This window comes from Marinobacter caseinilyticus (assembly GCF_011074955.1).
Lineage (GTDB): Bacteria > Pseudomonadota > Gammaproteobacteria > Pseudomonadales > Oleiphilaceae > Marinobacter > Marinobacter caseinilyticus.
This window is the reverse complement of the sequence record NZ_WUQJ01000013.1, coordinates 102,432-119,508: the sequence shown is the minus strand read 5'-3', so window position 1 is coordinate 119,508 and position 17,077 is coordinate 102,432. Positions and strand designations below refer to the sequence as shown.

Genomic DNA, 17,077 nt, shown 5'->3' with positions numbered 1-17,077 from the left:
CCCGAACAGAGACCCAGCCATGTTCCAGTTAACCGTAGAACCGCGCTTTAACGATACCGATGCCCTCGGGCATATCAGTAATACCGCATTCCCCGTCTGGTTTGAGCAAGCCCGGACGCCGGTGTTTGCCATTTTCCATCCGGCGCTGACGATGGACGACTGGCCGTTGATTCTGGCCCGGTTGGAAGTGGATTTTAAAGCCCAGACGTATTGGTCAAAGCCGGTTGAGATACAGACCTGGATCGGGCACCTTGGCACGGCGTCGTGCCAGTTGGTTCAGGAGGCATGGCAGGCCGGCAAACTGGTTGCCCGGGCGGTGTCGGTGCTGGTCTATTTCGATTATAAAGCCGAACGTTCCAGACCGATTCCGGACAGCATTCGAGAGCAGTTAAGCGCGCATTTTCAGCATGAAAATCAATGACGTGTGCGGCGCAGTGCCAGGCTTGTCGGTTGTGGTGACGAGGCCGTTCTGTTCTGCCCCTGACCCACAGCGGCAGTGCTACTGCATGGTGTGCTGCAATGCCAGGAACTTAAGAGCGGTATTCCTATGTGGCAGGTGTTACTGAACTGTAAATGTGTTGGCAATACCGCGGGGGTCATGATCGTCATGATAATGGCCGTTGCCAGTCAGAGACTGCCGGCGCAAACCTTGCCGTTGGTGACGGAGGCCTGGCCGCCACTGGTACAGGAAATCGACGGTAAACCGGCGGGTCGGTTATGGGCGCTCAGCGAGCAGGTGCTTAAGCGTATGGGCCACGATGCCACGCTGACGTTTGTGCCCTGGAAGCGTGCCTTGAACCTGGTGGCTCGCGAACAAATGACTGGGGTTGTGGGCGTGGCCCGCAGTCCGGAACGGGTCCGGCAGCTCCAGTTTCCGCAGGAGCCACTGCTGTTGATTGAAACCGTCGTCTTCTCCCGACGGCAAACGCCTGTCAATTTTCAGGGTATTGAGAGCCTGAAAGGCCTGACAGTGGCGGTTTCCGCAGGTTATCGTTATACCAAAGAAGTGTGGACGTCGACGCAGTTTGAACGCTTGGAAGTGTCCAGCATTGACGCAGGCCTGAAGATGGTTTTGTTAGGTCGCGCGGACGCTTTCGTGGTTGACCGCGGCGTCGGCTGGTTTGAGGCGCGGGCATTGGGTGTCGCAGAGGAACTGGTCGCGTCGAGGCAAGCCATCAGTGGCGGGTACGTCTATCTGGCGTTCTCTGCCAATGTGCCAAAATCGCTGGTGGAGGGGTTTGACCGGAGTCTTCGCGAGTACCGGGAAACGCCTGAATACCAGCAATTGAAACTGCAATATGAAGGGCCGATGGAGTAAGACGCGAGACTTGGTGGTAGTCATCAATCGGCTTGGTGTTTTTTCGTCGTTACGTTTTTCATCGTTACAAAGGACAGTGACATGAGAGAATCAGGAAAAATCGATTATCTGGAATTTCCCACCCACGATTTAGCGGCTACCAAGCGGTTCTTTTCCAGTGTTTTCGGCTGGCGCTTCACCGATTACGGGCCGGAATACACGGCGTTTTCCAATGCGGGCATGGACGGTGGTTTCTTTCACTCGGATCTTGAATTTAACACCGCCAAGGGCAGCGCCCTGGTGGTGCTATACAGTGCCGATCTGGAAGACACGCTGGCGCGGGTGGAACAGGCAGGGGGAGCAATGACCAAGCCGATATTCGCATTTCCCGGTGGCCGTCGTTTTCATTTCACGGACCCAAACGGTAACGAATACGCCGTTTGGTCTGAGTTGGGCGTCTAGCAACGTTGATGGGCAACCGCGAGACTGGCGTGCTCAGCATTCGCAAATACCAACCAGGCGAGGAATCAGCGCTGCGGCAGCTGTTCTTCGATACGGTCAGGCGAGTGAACCGCAAGCACTACACCCAGGCTCAGGTCAGCGCCTGGGCGCCGGAAAGCTATGATCCGGCCGATTGGTGTGAGCGCATCCGCGCCTGCGACCCGTTTGTGGCAGTCAGGGACGGCGAGATTGTCGGGTTTGCCAATCTCCAGTCAGATGGCTACATCGACGTGTTCTATTGCCATGCAAACTACCAGGGACAGGGCATTGGTCGGGCATTGATGGAAACTCTGCTAAAGACCGCTCGTGAAAGGGGGCTTGAGCATTGTCACTCCCATGTCAGCCATACCGCGCTGCCTTTTTTTGAACACTTTGGTTTTCAGTCTGCCGGAGTACGGAGTTTTACGATCAACGGTTGTGTATTGTCGAATCACGTAATGATTAAGAGCGTGTGAAGGATGCAGTGACGAACGTCTCAGGTGGGATGAATCGGTCGTCCGGCCCATTACCCGGAGGTTACGCTATCAAATACGCATGGCTGGTGGTGTTTCTGAGTGTGTTGGTCTGGTCTGGAATTGCGCCAAAAGACCCCTTTACGTGGTTCCTGGAGGCTTCGCCGGCGATGATTGCGGGCATTCTGGTTGTCACCACGTACAGGTCCTTTCCGTTAACCCCAATGCTTTACGGATTTATTCTGGCCCATTGCATCGTTCTGATGGTGGGTGGCCATTACACCTACGCCGAGGTGCCGCTGTTTGACACCTTGGCAGAGCTGACGGACTCCGGTCGAAACAACTACGATAAACTAGGCCACTTTTTCCAGGGTTTTGTCCCTGCCTTGCTGGCCCGGGAGATCCTGATCCGCAAGCGGGTCGTGAACGGAAAAGCCTGGCTTTACCTGTTTGTCGTTTCAATCTGTCTTGCTTTCAGCGCATTTTATGAGCTGATTGAATGGTGGGTCGCAATCGCCAGCGGTCAGGGCGCAGATGCTTTTTTAGGGACTCAGGGGTATATATGGGATACCCAGTCGGACATGGCGTGGGCGCTGGCAGGCGCTTTGGTTTCGCTGGCGGTTCTGTCGCGCGTCCACGACCGGCAACTGAGTCGGTTAGTGTCGGGGTAGGGTCTTTGCACATAGGCTATTGGGGCATTTTGAGGTTCATCGCAGCTGGGCGCGAAAGCACAGACGTTGCAAATGGTCAGCGAAGACGGCAGCTTGCAAATGTCACCCCGCTTCCGCTTTAACGCAGGCTAGAGCTGCCTGACAGACCCTCTGGGCTATGGCGGGTTTCCGAAGCTGAAGTGTCGGCGACACAAACCCGTTCGACGGCAAAGGTTGGCGATCCCGCGGGGCATAGCCATGTTTGCCGGGATAGCAACGCAGACAGGAGGCCGAATGTGAAACCCTCGACACTGTATCAGTGGCTTGCGGACGCAGTGCTGGTTGTCCATGTGAGCCTTGTGGGGTTTGTTGTGCTGGGCTTGGTGCTGGTGGTGATAGGCAATGCTCGCCATTGGGGGTGGGTCAACAATGTGTGGTTTCGCCTGCTGCATCTTGCCGTCATATTTGTTGTTGTGGCCGAGGCCTGGTTGGGTGTCGTCTGCCCCCTGACCACTCTGGAAATGTGGCTTCGAACCCAAGCGGATGCACCGGTCTATGGCGGAAGCTTTGTCGCGCACTGGTTGCAAGAGCTGCTGTATTACGACGCGCCGGCCTGGGTGTTTGGGGTGGCCTATACCGTTTTTGCTTTGCTGGTCGTGGCGAGCTGGCGGTATTTTCCGCCCACATCGGCAAAGCGATAGGCCTGAGCTATGCTTAAAAAACCTCGATTCTTGCCGTGGACGGCGTTCCATCGTCCGGGGTTTAGCCAAGAGGTGAGCCGAACTGGAAGGTGGCTGGTCATTCTGATGTTTGCCATGACTCATGGGGTTGCGTGGTCTCCAGGGTGTTTCACAACGACCGTTCAGCAAGCGTTGAGCCATCCCAGGTGAGGTCAAATGACGGAAACCGGAGTGATTCTGACGGGCGGTGGTGCACGGGCCGCTTATCAGGTGGGGGTGCTCAAGGCGATTTCCGACATGTATCCGGACTGGTCGCATCCATTCCGGGTCATCGTGGGCACGTCGGCGGGCGCCATCAATGCGGCGGCACTCGCCAGTGGCAATGCCATCTTCCGACACAATGTCGCCAATCTTGAACGCCTATGGTCGGAGTTGACCATCACTCAGGTCTACAAAGGTGGCGCGGCCGATATCGTTCGCAATATGACCAGCATAGTTAGCCGTATGGCGTTGGGGAGCGATACCGGCAAATCGATGGCGTTACTGAACAACAAGCCACTAAAAAAACTGCTCGCCAGGGAACTGGATTTTCATGCCATTCGGGCGTCTATTTCGGAGGGCCGGATATCCGCTGTGGGTGTCAACGCCTGTGGGTATTCGACCGGTCAGAATATCTGTTTTTTTGAGGGGCATGAGCGCTTGCATAGCTGGACCGTTGGCCAGCGTGCGGGGTCAAGGATCACCTTGGGGGTTGAGCACATACTGGCCTCTTCCGCCATTCCAACGGTGTTCCCGCCGGTACAGATCAACCGGGAGTTCTTTGGTGACGGGGTCACCCGGCAAATGGCACACGTCAGCCCAGCGCTGCGCTTGGGCGCGGAGCGGGTGCTGGTTATCGGCGTCAGTGCCAACCGGATGAGCTCTCCGACACGCCCTATGAGGCCCGCCATGCCCACCATGGGTCAAGTCATCGCCCACGTGTTTAATGGCATGTTCCTGGATACATTGGATTACGATATTGACCGTTTACGATTGATCAACCAATTGATTGAACTCGTGCCGCCGGAAAAACTGGAGGCCAACAACCTGGATTTCAAGCCGGTGCGTTTGCTGGAAATTTCCCCTAGTCAACGCATTGACGAGATCGCCGCCGACTACATGGACGGTATGCCGACCCTTGTCCGAAAACTGGCCGGCGCCACGGATCGAAGTTATATCGCCGGTGCCAGCCTGGGCAGCTACTTACTGTTTGACTACCGTTTCTGTCGAGCATTGATTAAGTTGGGCTACGAGGATGCCCACGATAATGCCCGTCAGATAGCGCGGTTTTTTGATAAGGAATAGGGGTGACCTATTGGCAGGCTGAGGTTGGGTGCCGGGTATCTGGGATCAATAATGACGCTGGATACTATGAACGTTCGGCCCATGCGGCGGTTTTTGCACACCTGGGTCGGCTAACCACAGAAAGGCCAGACCTGATAGATCTTTCGGCACATGAATTCCTGTTCGCAACTTGCCAGTTGTGAATGGTAACTGAGGGATCGAGAAGCGACCCGGTCGGCGACTTTTTTGAGGCCAGGCTTGTGTTCAAAGGTTTTTCGTCGATACCCGGTTCGGCCTTCGTGATATGCGTAGTAGAGGTGCCGTGGATTCTGGAAGGAGATTCCCAGTTGATCGTGGGTTTTCCGGTTGTACCAGCCGATGAAATCCAAAGCATGTTTCATTTGGTCCCGGGTGGCAAAGGCGCTGCCGGCATCGTCCATATAATCGCTCCAGGCCGGGTCTTGCGCCTGGGCGTAACCATACGCGGTTGAGGGCCGGCGCCAGGGAATGAAGCCAAACAAGCGCGTGCGGGGAGGCCGGATATGGCTTCGAAAGGACGACTCGTAATGGACAAAGGCCATTTGGGTGGCTACGGGGGTGCCCCAGAGCTGTTGTGAGTTGACCGCATGGTCATACCAGTTCGGCTGCTCGCGAAATATTTCACAGATGTTGTCCTGATCTCGGGGTGGCGTTGGCGCCATAATCACAAAACCACCCACCAGCCAGGTCATCAGGGCGAGAAACAGGACCGGGGTGGTGGAACGTTTGATGCGGGCAAATAGGGTAGAACGTCGGGCGCGAATACGATCCTCCATAACGATCAAGTGATCAGGCCGTCGGGCTCAGTATAGCGTTGTCGTCGCCTTCAATCGGGACCCTGAACAAATCTTAAGTTTTCGCTTCCCTTATCGATTGCCTCGGTTGTCGCGGTTATCAGAGCGCCACCACCGTGTCATTCACCCACAATAGTCCACCCTCAAGTACCCGGGCATTGATGCCGCCATGACCGCGCAAAGCGTTGTAACCGCCGGGGCCAAAAAGCGTCTCCATCTTCGAGCAGGGGTGGCAGAGCCCGGTCATTTCCAGCACCACATCACCGATTCGGAAAGTACGGTTTTTCAGCGCCAGCAGGTTAAGCCCGCTCACAACCAGGTTGCGCCGGATCAGCCCGGGCTCGGGGGCGGCCCGATGCAGCAGAGAGCCGATGGCCGGCAAATGCTCAGCCTGAATCAGCGTGACCTGGCGTTTGCTTTGGGGTCGGCCTTTAAAGCGGTCTCCCTCCAGGCCATGCCCCACAACGACGGCGGCTTTGGAAACACTGGTCATGGGTTCGCCGCGCCCGGGACGCAGGCCAATCCAGTCCAGTCGGCCGGTTTGAGGTAATTGTTGGATGAGGTCGTGCAGGGTAGGTGTTGTCATAGCGTATACTCTGCCGCAAATTGTGTAGGGAGTCGATCATGGCGCTTTTGATTTGCGTGACGGTGTTGTGGGCCTTTTCATTCAGCCTCATTGGTGAGTTTCTGGCCGGACAGGTAGACAGTGATTTTGCGGTTCTGAGCCGGGTGGTGCTGGCGGGGCTGGCCTTTCTGCCATTCACCCGTTGGCGGGGTGTGCGAAACGAATTGAAAGTGGGAGTCACCGTCGTTGGTGCCCTGCAGTTCGGCATTACCTACCTTTGCCTGTATCGGTCGTTCAGCTACCTGACCGTGCCGGAGGTGCTGTTATTTACCATCTTTACGCCGCTTTACGTGACCGTGATCGACGATCTGCTGAATCGACGGTTTTCACCGATTGCCCTGGTGGCGGCCGCACTGGCCACGTTGGGCGCCGGGATTATTCGTTACGATGGTTTAAGCGCTGATTTCCTGACTGGGTTCCTGCTGCTGCAAATCGCCAATCTGACGTTTGCTGCCGGTCAGGTGGGGTATAAACACCTGATCAAGCGTTTTGACACAGACGTGCCACTGTATCGCTTCTTTGGTTACTTCTACGTCGGTGCGCTGATGATTGCACTGCCGTCCTTTTTGATATTTGGTGATGCCGACCGGATACCGTCGACAGCCATGCAATGGGGCGTACTGACTTGGCTGGGGCTGGCGGCGTCGGGTCTGGGCCTGTTTCTGTGGAATCGCGGTGCCTGCCTGGTGGATGCCGGTACCCTGGCGGTGATGAACAATGCGCTGGTGCCGGCCGGCTTGCTGGTGAATCTGCTGATCTGGAACCGGGATGCGGATCTGGTGCGCCTGGCTCTGGGTGGCGCCGTGATTGTGCTGTCACTGTGGGTGAATCACCGTTTTTCCTACTATCGATTGGGTTGGGTGCAGGTGTCACAACGCTAGTGTCCCGCAGTGGATTAGCGAATGAACCCAACCGGACGCCTGCCGCCTTATACGCCCCACGCCACCCAAAGCCCGGCCATGAGCGACAGCGCCATGGGGCCGGCGACTCGGGTGGCGAGCTGACGGTGACCCAGAACCGCCGCCATGGTGGCCTTCACCGCATTGTTGACCGAGGCGGCCAGGACAACGGCAAACACCGCGGTATGCAGGTCAATTGTTTTTGTCGACATCCGGGTCAGCGACAGTGTAATGGCATCGACATCGGCAATGCCGGAGGACGCCGCCAACAGATAGATCCCGGCGGTGCCCAGCCATTCCCTGAGCCAGTCGCCAAGCACCATGATGATGGTCAGCAGGGCACCGAACATCAACGCGACTTTGAGGTCGAGCGGGTTTTGGGTCAGGTGCGGGGCCTCTGAGCCGGACCCGTTCTTGTGGGCTCGCCAAATCAGCAGCGCCGGCACATAGAGCAACAGCGTCATCACCACCGCAGGCCAGACCATTTTGGGCAGCATGGAAGGACTGATGACCGCACAATACAGCAGGATGCGTGGAAACATTGTGCCGCAGGCCAGAAGCACGCCGCTCGCGAGCAACGGGCTGAGAGCCACTGACTGCCGGGATTGTCGGGCATAGTGCAGGGTGAGCGCGGTAGACGAGCTCAGTCCGGCAAAGAGGCTGGTGAACAGGATGCCTTTTTCGGTGCCACCCACGCGGACGGCAAAATAACCAATGAAAGACACCGAAGCGATCAACACCACCATCCACCAGATTTCGTAGGGGTTGACCATGGCTCCGGGCCCTACGCCCCGGTTGGGCAAAATTGGCAGCATAACGACGGTTATGAGCAGCAGTTTCAGCCCTGCGTCCAGTTCATGAGCGTGAAGTTTGTTGACGAGGCCGTGAATCTCCCTCTTGTTGTCCAGAATGATGGCGGTGATGACGGCCGCTGCTGCCGCCAGGGTGGGGTCTACCGCCACGGCGATGGCGCCATAACAGAAGGTCAGGAGCAGGCCGACCAGGCTGGTGATACTGTAATCCGGAAAGTGCTTTATACGCGCTTGGAAGGCCACCAGGCTGATGGCCACGATACCGATAAACATGGCTGGAAAGGCCCAGAGGGTGACGGCTTGCGACAGCAGCGCTGAAACACCACCGAGCAGGCCAATCAGACCGTAGGTGCGGACGCCCGCGATTCGTTCACCGGCTTTCTGGTCGCGGGCAACCCAGCCCCGCTCAAGGCCAATCAAGGCGCCCAACAAAAGGGCTATGGCGAGGTTAATGGCGGTGTGATTGTTGTTGATAAACTGCTGCGTTAATTCGTCCATGAATCCGTTGTCCTGTGCACGCTGCCTTCTTTCAGCTTCGTCCGTCTTGCCCGTAAGATCAACGTCGTTGGCAGTCGCGGCGAAAAAAAATGTGGGCAGTGACACTAGTCCAGCAGGGCGACCGATTTAATCTGCAGCCAGACCCGTTTGCCAGGCTCAAGCGCCAGATTGCTGGCGGACAACGCGGTCAGGCGCGACAGGACCGGCGTCTGGCCGACCATCAACTTGACCAATGTCATGGCTGGGTGACCGGTGGGCACCCGCTCGCCCACGGTGGCTGGCAGGGTATTCAGGATGCTGTGGTCGTCATGGACTGACAACGCCACGCTCACATCGCGGGCCAGGATACGCAGCCGAATTGAACTGCCGAGCGCCTGTCCGGTGTCCTTTACCCAGAGCTGCCCGCCCGAAAAATCGGCCCGGGCCAAATGCCATTCGCGATCCCGCTCGGCAATCGTGGCTTCCACCACCACGCCAGTGTCCTCATCCTGGCTGCCGGGCAGGTCCAGCCGGGTCAGGGTGTCCGCAAGCCCTCCCGTTGCCAGTATCCGGCCCTGATCCATCAGCACCACGTGGTCGGCTACGCGTGCAAGTTCGTCCCGGGAGTGGGTGACATAGAGCACCGGAATGGCGAGCCGGGCATGAAGTTGATCGAGGTAAGGCAGAATGTCGCGTTTACTCGCCTCATCCAGTGCCGACAGAGGTTCGTCCATCAACAGCAGGCGGGGACTGGTCAGCAAGGCTCGCGCCACGGCGACACGCTGGCGTTCACCGCCGGACAACCGGTCCGGCATCCGCGCCAGCAAGGTCTGCAACCCGAGCCATTCAGTGGCCTGATCAAGGCTGACGTGGCGCTCATTAGCCGGTACCCGCCGGTAGCCGTAGGTCAGGTTTTGTTGCACGGATAAATGCGGGAACAGGCTGGTCTCCTGAAACACGTAGGCCAGGGGGCGCTGGTGCACGGGCAGAAACTTTCGGTCATCCTGCCAGACCTCCCCGTTCATGGTCAGCACCCCATCGGCCCGGGTAAGACCGGCAATGCATCGCAGCAGGGTGGTTTTGCCACAACCGGACGGCCCGAACAGGACCGACACCCCACGGTCAGGGAGCGTGAGATCCACGTCGAGGGCGAAGGCCCCCAGGTGTTTGCAAAGCTGGATGTGAATACGGTTGTCAGAGGTCATGCTGCTCCCCGCGCGTCATACGACCGTTGATCAGGTACAGGCACATAAGGACCGAAAACGCGAACACCAGCATGCCTGCGGCCAGCCAATGGGCGTTGTCGTATTGCAGGGTTTCGACCTGGTCGTAGATTGCCACTGACAGTACCCGGGTCTCGCCAGGAATATTGCCGCCAATCATCAATACCACGCCAAACTCACCAATAGTGTGAGCAAACGACAAGACGGCGGCGGTCAGGAAACCCGACCGGGCGAGTGGAATGGCAACGGTGAAAAACCGGTCCCAGGGCGTTGCCCTTAAGGTTGCGGCGACTTCCAGCATTCGGCCACTGACGTTCTCAAAGGCATTTTGCAGTGGCTGGACGGTAAAGGGCAGGGAGTACAACACCGAGGCTAGCACGAGTCCTTCAAAGGTGAAGGGCAGCGTGCCCAGGCCCAGGCTCTCGGTCAGGCGGCCAACCGGGCCCTGGGGGCCAAGCAGGAGGAGCAGGTAGAACCCCAGTACGGTGGGCGGCAGGACCAGTGGCAGTGCCACCAGGGCGGCAACGGGCTTTGTTAACCAGTGCCGGCTACGGGCCAGCCACCACGCGATGGGCGTGCCGATGATCAGTAAAATAAGTGTGGTGGTGCTGGCCAGTTTGAAGGTGAGCCAGACGGCTTGCCATTCGGCATTCATCAATCACGGTTCCGTTAGGGTAGCTGGGCACCCTCACCGTAACCGTATCCCTCGATAATGGCTACTGCCTGCGGCGATTTCAGAAACCTGAGCCAGGCTTTGGCCGCCGGGTTTTCCCGCGCCCGGGTGAGCAATACCGCCTGTTGGTTCAGGGTGTCGTGTTCACTGTCGGGCACGGGCCACAGCGACCCGGGACGCCCGTGCCAATCCCGGAGTTGTGACAGTGCGATAAAACCGGCGTCAACATTGCCCGTGGCAATGAACTGGAAGGTCTGGGCAATTGAGTCGCCCTGAACCAGCTTGTCACGCAACCGCTCACTCAGGCCCCACCGTTCGAGCACCTGCAGGGCGGCCAGGCCGTAAGGCGCCGTGGCGGGGTTGGCGATCGCCAGATGTTGGAAGCGGCCCTCGGTCAGGTAAGTCCGGGGATCGTCAAATAGCCCGGCCTTGGGGCTCCAGAATGCCAGCTTGCCGCGTGCGTATGTGAAGCGGCTACCGGATACCGCCAGTCCGTTGGCCTCCGTCTTCCTGGGTCTGACCTCGTCGGCGGCTAAAAATACATCAAACGGGGCGCCGTGTTCGATCTGTGCATACAGTTTGCCGGTGGAGCCGAAGCTGGCCCGCACCCGGTGTCCGGTTTGAGCCTCGAAGACGGGCATCAGGGCGCGCGCCGCGGAGGTGAAGTTGGCTGACACGGCAATCAGGGTGTCCCCGGCCTGCGCATGACCGGGGCCGACCAGACCCCAAACAGCCATCGCGATGCCTAGCAATCCGTTGCAGCCGAATCTCATGGAAGATCACTCCTCAAGGATGTAGGCCGTTTTCTCCAGGCTGTTTTCGTCTTCGTCAATGAAGCGGAACAGGTTCCAGCCAATTCGCACACGATCATGGCTGTTAAGTCGCTGTCGGCCGGTCATCCGGACATCGTTGATGAAGGTGCCATTGGTGCTGTCATTATCGGTAATGAAATAATCGACCGCACCATCCAGGTAGGCGTTGTTTTCCACCTCTATGGTGGCGTGTTGGCCGCTGACGGAGATTTCATCAATCCGCAGGTCGCATCCGGCACGACGACCGATTTCAATCCGGGGGCCTGTTAATTCAAAGGTACTGACAACAACGTCGTCGACCAGTTGTGAGAGTGCGGCCATAGCAGAGATTCCTTGTGTTAAATAGACTGAACGAGTACGACGGACACGTTGTCGGCCGCCTGATGATCAAGACTGATGTCCACCAGCCGCCGGGCCTGGTCTTCCAACGACGGTGCCGGGGCCATGATGTCGGGCCAGTCGGCATCGGTCACCGCACCGGTCAGGCCATCGGAGCATAAGATCAGCCGATCCCCCGGTGCCAAGTTGGTGTGGCCAAAACTGGCACGGGCATCGTCCGAGGAGCCCAGGGCACGGGTGAGTACATTGCGAAACGGAACCCGGGGAACTTCTTCCAGGGTGATTGAGCCGTCATCCACCATGTTCTGGGCCACGGTGTCATCGCGGGTCAGTTGGGTCAGTGTCTTGCCTGACAGCAAATAACACCGGGAATCACCCAAGTGCGCAATACAGGCCTGATTGTTCTGAACCCAGGCCAGCACCAGGGTGGTGCCCATTTTGCTGAGTTTGGGGTGGTCGCTTCGGACCGTATGAATGCGCTTATTGGCCAGCGTAATCGCGTCCTGAATCCGGTCCTGGAGCGTGGCGGTGTCCTGGGCGCCGGATGCCAGTAGTGGTGTCAGGGCTTCCATTACCGTGTCGGAGGCCAGTTGGCTGGCAATCTCACCCCCTTCGTAACCCCCCATGCCATCAGCAACCACCGACAAGGCTCTTTGGCCATCGTCTGACACCGCCCAGGCAATGGTGTCCTGGTTGCTGTCGCGCTTGGTACCAATGTCACACAGACCTGCGGCGGTTAATGTCATCAGGAGGTCTCCTTGCTGCTGGCACGGCTGGCGGCCCGGTGCATGGCCTCGGCCATGGCACCCGCGCTGGCAAAACGCTTGGCGGGCTCTTTCTGAATTGCTTTGTTGATCAGACGCACCACGCTGTCAGGAAGTTCCGGGTTGAATTCCCGTACGCTGCGCGCGCGCTTGTTGAGAATCTGATAGGTCAAGTTGGCCAGAGTATCGCCATTGTAAGGCGTTTCACCCGAGACCAGCTTGTACAGGGTGACGCCGAGACTGTAGATGTCGGAAGCACCGGTGACTTTCTGACCCTTGAGCTGCTCGGGAGACATATACAGTGGGCTGCCCATAACACTGCCGGTGCGGGTTCGTGAGTCATCGGTTATCTTGGCAATGCCAAAATCGGTGATCTTGAGTGCCTTGGATGCGGCGTCGTAAATGATGTTGCCGGGCTTGATGTCACGATGCACGATTTTCTGGCCGTGTGCATAGTCCAGCGCCTCGGCGACCTGCGCCAGCACGGTCAGGATAACCGGGAGTGGCAATAGGCGGTCCGCTCTGGCGTAGTCGCTCAGTGGTTTCCCAACCGCGAAATCCATGGCAATAAAGGCCAGGTCAGCTTCTTCGCCAACGTCATAAACGGTCACAATGGCCGGATGGTTCAGACGGCCCGCAGCCTCGGCTTCCCGGTGGAAACGGGATTTGAGTTCGCCGAGTTCGGTTTGTTCAAACTGGTTGTAGCTCAGGGTCTTGATGGCGACGGTGCGGGCAATTTTGGGGTCTTTGCCCAAGTACACAACGCCCATGGCACCGCGACCGATTTCACGGTCAATTTCGTAGCGGCCCAGGGTCGGTTTGCTGACCGATTGATCCGGCATCACCAGGGTGCGGGTGGAATCAAACCCGGCGGCCAGGCTGGTGGTGGAGTCGCTGGTCAGCCGCTGCATGGCGTCGAGACGCTCGCGCACGTCCCGAAAACGCTGCTTTTGTGACAGTATCTGCTCGTAGGTGCGGCTGGCCGAGTCATACTGGCGTTTGCGTTCCTGTTGAATGGCAATGTCGTATTGCAAATCCAGGGTGTCTTCGTCCGGCGGGCAGGTGGCCAGTGCTTCCAGCGCCTGGTCCGGCTGGCCCTGTTGCAACAGTAACTTGCCAAGCTGGTAACGCGCCTGCTGAACATTGGCCCGTAACGACTGTATCTCCCGAAACGGTTGCAGCCAGAACAGCATGGTGACAAACCCGGCCAATAAAAATACGACCACCTGTCCCAGTGGTAGCCACAGATGCTGGTAAAGCATTAAGCCCGCTTGGGTAATCAGCAGGGCGGTGGCGATCAGGGTAACCAACAGCACCGACAGGGCGGCGCCCAATTGTGGCAGCGCAAACATGAGGAACATCAGACTCAAGGCGAGGGCCGCCCGTACCATGGGAAATCCCCAGTCGGGCCGTTCGAGACCCTGGGCCAGCACGCGAGCGTCGAGGCTCTGGGCCTGGGGGGCATCGGTTCCGTTACCGGTGTCCGTGGCCTGGTGAACCAGGTCAAACAGGGTCTGGTCAAGCACGTTAAGGGCCGGCACTTTGTCGGCGCCAAAGACCACCACCAAGGCAAAGAGCGCGATGACGAGTCTCAGGCTGAATAATCGAGTGAGCAGAAAACGGATGGCCATTACTCCGATAAATCTTTAAAAACAGTTTTTCGCAGTTTAGAAACAGATAGCCTCCGGCGATACAGCAACTTTACGGTTTTTTGTAAGGTATTGTTTTCGACCGATAGTTTATCGATGTCAAAGGCCTCTCCTGTGTGACCACAGCGGGGCTCAAAAAACCAGTGCAACCCACCCAAATAGCCGCATGCCGCCGCTGTAATATGTCGCAGAGACGGGGTTAATGGATCAGGTTTAGCTCGGTCATGACCACACGGGTCGTTCATTTCGGGTGTCGCAGTGTTGAGGTATTTTCCGTTTAAAAAGGCGGTTTCTGGCAGAATCGTATTGGTTAAAAAATAGCCAAAATGATAGCGTAGAAATTATGCAGCTGATTCGGCTGCATGCAGGGGGTGTGGTTTTCCCCAATCATGGATGAGTGGTCTGTCAGGGAGACAGTCTTATGAGCACTTTTCGATATTACGCGATCGTGTTTGCGTGTTTTATGGCCCTTATCGGGTGGTCCGCTGGCGCCTTCTCCGACCCTTGGAACGGTGATGCCGAAGTGTGTTCACAGTCGGCTAAAACGGTGTACCAATCCTGCCAGCTGGGCGTTGCCGCCGACGCGACACTGGCAACGGCGAACTGTTTTGATCAACCGGATCCCGAGACTCGGCGTGCCTGTTTCGTAAACGTCAAAACGGAGGTCGGAGAGGAGCGTGAACTCTGCCGTGAGCAGAGAGGCGCACGATTGGACGTATGTGATCTTGTCGGTGAGGGACGGTATCAGGACCCACTATCAGATCCGAATATCGTATTTGTTCACCCCGACGACATTGGCGTGAGTTATCCAAAAAATGCCTATGTGGATCTTGCGGTGGGCCACACCTACGTCCTGAGGGCGGGCGAAGATTTCGAGGAAACCGTTGTCGTGCACGTGACGGATCAAATCCGCGAGGCGGAAGGTTTTTCGGGGCCTGTGTATTGCCGGGTTGTCGTGGATGTGGTTCTGGTCGCCGAGCAAAACGGTGGTGGTGAAAGCGAGTGGGTTGCCGCTGAAGTGACCGATGACTATCTAGCTCAAGATGAGGAAGGCAACGTCTATTACTGTGGCGAAATTGCACGTAATTTCGAAAATGGATTCCTCGACAACCTCGACGGATCATTCTTTACGGGTCTCAATGGGGCAAAAGCCGGGGTTTTGCTCAGACAAAACCCTATGGTCGGGCAGGTTGACCGCCAGGAATACGCGCTGAATGAAGCTGAGGATGTGGTGGAGTATCTCGCGCTCGACGCTGCGCCCGATGTCGATGAAGGCGGACAAAATCCCAACGCTCCCGAATTTCAGTGCGCCGGGAATGGCATGGGTGATTGCCTGATGACCCGGGATTTTTCAGCCCTTAGTCCTGGCGATTCGGAGTTCAAGTTTTATAAAAAAGAGGTAGGGTTCGTATTGGCGGTTGCGCTTGAGGATGGTGAATTTACCGGAGAGCGAGAGGAGCTTGTTTGTGTGGGCGAGTCGCTGGACGTGTTGAACGAGCCGGCCTGTGGGATCGACAACCCTGAAGAATTACTCGATAACCTATGCGCACTGTCTCCGTTAGCGCTGTGCCAATGAGGTCTGGCAACTGACGTTTCACGACTGGAAAATCCTATCGTTGCAAGGCATAGCCCGATCAACGTGTTCAGGTCGCTCAGTGGGCGACCTTTTTTATGGGCCGGGGTACCGGTATGTGGGGTATGTCTGTTATTCCCTGAGAACCAATGGCGGGCCGGATCAGAAAATGTCAATGGACTTCAAGCAGCCCCGCCGGCCGCCACGCCGGATGCCCATGCCCACTGGAAATTATGGCCGCCGAGGTGGCCGGTCACATCAACCACTTCGCCGATAAAGAACAGATTGGGGCGATCGTTCACCGCCATGGTCTTGGACGACAATTGGCGGGTGTCGACTCCGCCCAGGGTGACTTCGGCAGTGCGATAGCCCTCGGTACCAGCAGGTTTGATGGTCCACTCGTTGAGAGCGGAGGCCGCCGCTTCAAGGTCGCTGTTTTTGTAAGCCTGAAGTGGGCCGGTCCAGCCATTGATGTCGTTGCAGGCCTGGGCAAACCGTTTTGACAGGCTTTCATTCAGGTAATGGGCAATGGTGGACGTTGGTGCGCTGGTCCGTCGCTCCAGCAGGTCTTGCAGGACGTTGCGTCCAGGCAACAGGTTGATCTTGAGTGTGTCTCCGGGGGCCCAAAAGCTCGATATCTGCAGCATTGCGGGCCCACTGAGCCCCCGGTGGGTGACCAGCATGGGTTCCTGGAAGTGTTCCCCATTACACCGGGCGTCGACCGGGCAACTGACGCCCGACAGGGGGGCCAGTTGGGATTTCAGTTCCGGGTGCAGGGTAAAGGGCACCAGTCCGGCCCGGGTAGGCAGGATGCGGAGGTTAAACTGACGGGCCAGCTCATAGCCAAACCCGGTCGCACCCATGGTTGGGATGGAAAGCCCGCCACAAGCAACCACCAGCGATGCGCATTGGAGGTTGCCGGCGCTGGTGTAAAGCTGATAGCCATCGGCGGTGTCGGTGACGGAGGTGACCGATGTCTCCATGCTGATGTCGGCGCCGGCCCATTCACATTCGGTGAGCAGCAGATTGAGAATGTCCTTGCTGCTGTCCCTGCAGAACAGTTGTCCGGCGGCTTTTTCTTCATGCTCAATGCCGTGTCGGTCAACCAGCTCCAGAAAGTGTTGGGGGCTGTAACGTTTCAGGGCTGAAATGCAGAAATGGGGGTTGTCCGATAAAAAGTTGGCGGGGGTGCTGTTCAAATTGGTGAAATTACACCGGCCACCGCCAGACATCAGTATTTTCTTGCCTGGCTTATTGGCATGGTCCAGCACCAGAACGCTTCGGCCCCGATAGCCGGCGGTGGCAGCGCACATGAGGCCGGCAGCGCCTGCGCCGATAATGATGACGTCGTATTTGGAAGCCATGGGTTCCCGTTGTTGGGTGTCTTGATGAATCGCCGGGGTGATTATACGGGTTCGGTGCGTCGGCGTCTCTGGCACGACCAAAGCCAAATGGCGGCTCGGACCATCGAAGTTTATACTGCTGGAGCAGAAGG

19 protein-coding genes are annotated in these 17,077 nt (G+C 57.6%); 9 read left to right on the top strand and 10 right to left on the bottom strand.

The window, feature by feature from the left end; translation table 11 throughout:
• Nucleotides 1-19 precede the first annotated feature (19 nt).
• The 7 genes from GRX64_RS05870 (at nt 20) to GRX64_RS05840 (ending at nt 4,924) form a co-directional block, all read left to right on the top strand.
• The gene (locus GRX64_RS05870) at nt 20-421 is read left to right on the top strand and encodes an acyl-CoA thioesterase (protein ID WP_166264614.1); all 402 of its coding nucleotides are present in this window, start codon (nt 20-22) and stop codon (nt 419-421) included.
• Between the two features lie 177 nt (nt 422-598).
• A complete protein-coding gene (locus tag GRX64_RS05865; protein ID WP_166264612.1) occupies nt 599-1,318 on the top strand; it encodes a substrate-binding periplasmic protein in 720 nt (239 codons plus the stop codon).
• An 81-nt stretch (nt 1,319-1,399) separates the two neighbouring features.
• Nucleotides 1,400-1,759, top strand: a complete 360-nt coding sequence (locus tag GRX64_RS05860; protein WP_166264610.1) for a VOC family protein — start codon at nt 1,400-1,402, stop codon at nt 1,757-1,759.
• Between the two features lie 8 nt (nt 1,760-1,767).
• Entirely contained in the window at nt 1,768-2,253 is a 486-nt protein-coding gene (locus GRX64_RS05855) for a GNAT family N-acetyltransferase (protein ID WP_235937533.1), read from the top strand.
• 8 nt (nt 2,254-2,261) lie between these two features.
• The gene (locus GRX64_RS05850; protein ID WP_235937532.1) at nt 2,262-2,921 is read left to right on the top strand and encodes a DUF2238 domain-containing protein; all 660 of its coding nucleotides are present in this window, start codon (nt 2,262-2,264) and stop codon (nt 2,919-2,921) included.
• Between the two features lie 275 nt (nt 2,922-3,196).
• The gene (locus tag GRX64_RS05845) at nt 3,197-3,601 is read left to right on the top strand and encodes a DUF2784 domain-containing protein (protein ID WP_166264608.1); all 405 of its coding nucleotides are present in this window, start codon (nt 3,197-3,199) and stop codon (nt 3,599-3,601) included.
• A 195-nt stretch (nt 3,602-3,796) separates the two neighbouring features.
• Nucleotides 3,797-4,924, top strand: coding sequence for a patatin-like phospholipase family protein (locus GRX64_RS05840; protein ID WP_166264606.1), 1,128 nt, complete (start codon nt 3,797-3,799; stop codon nt 4,922-4,924).
• 110 nt (nt 4,925-5,034) lie between these two features.
• Here GRX64_RS05840 and GRX64_RS05835 read toward each other — a convergent pair whose 3' ends face one another.
• Complete coding sequence (locus tag GRX64_RS05835) at nt 5,035-5,718, bottom strand: transglycosylase SLT domain-containing protein (protein WP_235937531.1); 684 nt, start codon at nt 5,716-5,718, stop codon at nt 5,035-5,037.
• Between the two features lie 118 nt (nt 5,719-5,836).
• Nucleotides 5,837-6,322, bottom strand: a complete 486-nt coding sequence (locus GRX64_RS05830; protein ID WP_166264604.1) for an MOSC domain-containing protein — start codon at nt 6,320-6,322, stop codon at nt 5,837-5,839.
• A 38-nt stretch (nt 6,323-6,360) separates the two neighbouring features.
• On the opposite strand from GRX64_RS05830, the gene GRX64_RS05825 reads away from it, so the two are divergent.
• A complete protein-coding gene (locus GRX64_RS05825; protein ID WP_166264602.1) occupies nt 6,361-7,242 on the top strand; it encodes a carboxylate/amino acid/amine transporter in 882 nt (293 codons plus the stop codon).
• 47 nt (nt 7,243-7,289) lie between these two features.
• On the opposite strand, the gene GRX64_RS05820 is transcribed toward GRX64_RS05825, so the two are convergent.
• The 7 genes from GRX64_RS05820 to GRX64_RS05790 form a co-directional block, all read right to left on the bottom strand.
• On the bottom strand, nt 7,290-8,570 hold the full coding sequence (locus tag GRX64_RS05820) for an MgtC/SapB family protein (RefSeq protein WP_166264600.1): 1,281 nt from the start codon (nt 8,568-8,570) through the stop codon (nt 7,290-7,292).
• A gap of 104 nt (nt 8,571-8,674) precedes the next feature.
• Nucleotides 8,675-9,754 (bottom strand): molybdenum ABC transporter ATP-binding protein, encoded by a 1,080-nt coding sequence (modC, locus tag GRX64_RS05815; protein ID WP_166264598.1) that lies wholly within the window; start codon nt 9,752-9,754, stop codon nt 8,675-8,677.
• Nucleotides 9,744-10,427 (bottom strand): molybdate ABC transporter permease subunit, encoded by a 684-nt coding sequence (modB, locus tag GRX64_RS05810; protein WP_166264596.1) that lies wholly within the window; start codon nt 10,425-10,427, stop codon nt 9,744-9,746. The genes modC and modB overlap by 11 nt, the downstream gene beginning before the upstream one ends.
• 14 nt (nt 10,428-10,441) lie before the next feature.
• The gene (gene modA / locus GRX64_RS05805) at nt 10,442-11,218 is read right to left on the bottom strand and encodes a molybdate ABC transporter substrate-binding protein (protein ID WP_166264594.1); all 777 of its coding nucleotides are present in this window, start codon (nt 11,216-11,218) and stop codon (nt 10,442-10,444) included.
• Between the two features lie 6 nt (nt 11,219-11,224).
• Complete coding sequence (locus GRX64_RS05800; protein ID WP_166264592.1) at nt 11,225-11,578, bottom strand: FHA domain-containing protein; 354 nt, start codon at nt 11,576-11,578, stop codon at nt 11,225-11,227.
• A 17-nt stretch (nt 11,579-11,595) separates the two neighbouring features.
• Nucleotides 11,596-12,342 carry a PP2C family protein-serine/threonine phosphatase gene (locus tag GRX64_RS05795; RefSeq protein ID WP_166264590.1) on the bottom strand — a complete coding sequence of 249 codons (747 nt, stop codon included), beginning with the start codon at nt 12,340-12,342 and terminating at the stop codon, nt 11,596-11,598.
• Nucleotides 12,342-13,991 carry a serine/threonine-protein kinase gene (locus tag GRX64_RS05790; protein ID WP_166264588.1) on the bottom strand — a complete coding sequence of 550 codons (1,650 nt, stop codon included), beginning with the start codon at nt 13,989-13,991 and terminating at the stop codon, nt 12,342-12,344. Before GRX64_RS05790 ends, GRX64_RS05795 begins: the two co-directional genes overlap by 1 nt.
• 439 nt (nt 13,992-14,430) lie before the next feature.
• On the opposite strand from GRX64_RS05790, the gene GRX64_RS05785 reads away from it, so the two are divergent.
• Complete coding sequence (locus GRX64_RS05785) at nt 14,431-15,585, top strand: hypothetical protein (protein ID WP_166264587.1); 1,155 nt, start codon at nt 14,431-14,433, stop codon at nt 15,583-15,585.
• Nucleotides 15,586-15,764: 179 nt separating this feature from the next.
• Here GRX64_RS05785 and GRX64_RS05780 read toward each other — a convergent pair whose 3' ends face one another.
• Entirely contained in the window at nt 15,765-16,946 is a 1,182-nt protein-coding gene (locus GRX64_RS05780) for a BaiN/RdsA family NAD(P)/FAD-dependent oxidoreductase (RefSeq protein ID WP_166264585.1), read from the bottom strand.
• Nucleotides 16,947-17,077 lie beyond the last annotated feature (131 nt).

Bases quoted from the DNA above. Each gene is read 5' to 3' on its own strand.
- GRX64_RS05870 (WP_166264614.1), top strand. From the start codon at position 20: ATGTTCCAGTTAACCGTAGAACCGCGCTTTAACGATACCGATGCCCTC.
- GRX64_RS05865 (WP_166264612.1), top strand. From the start codon at position 599: ATGATCGTCATGATAATGGCCGTTGCCAGTCAGAGACTGCCGGCGCAA.
- GRX64_RS05860 (WP_166264610.1), top strand. From the start codon at position 1,400: ATGAGAGAATCAGGAAAAATCGATTATCTGGAATTTCCCACCCACGAT.
- GRX64_RS05855 (WP_235937533.1), top strand. From the start codon at position 1,768: ATGGGCAACCGCGAGACTGGCGTGCTCAGCATTCGCAAATACCAACCA.
- GRX64_RS05840 (WP_166264606.1), top strand. From the start codon at position 3,797: ATGACGGAAACCGGAGTGATTCTGACGGGCGGTGGTGCACGGGCCGCT.
- GRX64_RS05835 (WP_235937531.1), bottom strand. From the start codon at position 5,718: ATGGAGGATCGTATTCGCGCCCGACGTTCTACCCTATTTGCCCGCATC.
- GRX64_RS05830 (WP_166264604.1), bottom strand. From the start codon at position 6,322: ATGACAACACCTACCCTGCACGACCTCATCCAACAATTACCTCAAACC.
- GRX64_RS05825 (WP_166264602.1), top strand. From the start codon at position 6,361: ATGGCGCTTTTGATTTGCGTGACGGTGTTGTGGGCCTTTTCATTCAGC.
- GRX64_RS05820 (WP_166264600.1), bottom strand. From the start codon at position 8,570: ATGGACGAATTAACGCAGCAGTTTATCAACAACAATCACACCGCCATT.
- modC (WP_166264598.1), bottom strand. From the start codon at position 9,754: ATGACCTCTGACAACCGTATTCACATCCAGCTTTGCAAACACCTGGGG.
- modB (WP_166264596.1), bottom strand. From the start codon at position 10,427: ATGAATGCCGAATGGCAAGCCGTCTGGCTCACCTTCAAACTGGCCAGC.
- modA (WP_166264594.1), bottom strand. From the start codon at position 11,218: ATGAGATTCGGCTGCAACGGATTGCTAGGCATCGCGATGGCTGTTTGG.
- GRX64_RS05800 (WP_166264592.1), bottom strand. From the start codon at position 11,578: ATGGCCGCACTCTCACAACTGGTCGACGACGTTGTTGTCAGTACCTTT.
- GRX64_RS05795 (WP_166264590.1), bottom strand. From the start codon at position 12,342: ATGACATTAACCGCCGCAGGTCTGTGTGACATTGGTACCAAGCGCGAC.
- GRX64_RS05790 (WP_166264588.1), bottom strand. From the start codon at position 13,991: ATGGCCATCCGTTTTCTGCTCACTCGATTATTCAGCCTGAGACTCGTC.
- GRX64_RS05785 (WP_166264587.1), top strand. From the start codon at position 14,431: ATGAGCACTTTTCGATATTACGCGATCGTGTTTGCGTGTTTTATGGCC.
- GRX64_RS05780 (WP_166264585.1), bottom strand. From the start codon at position 16,946: ATGGCTTCCAAATACGACGTCATCATTATCGGCGCAGGCGCTGCCGGC.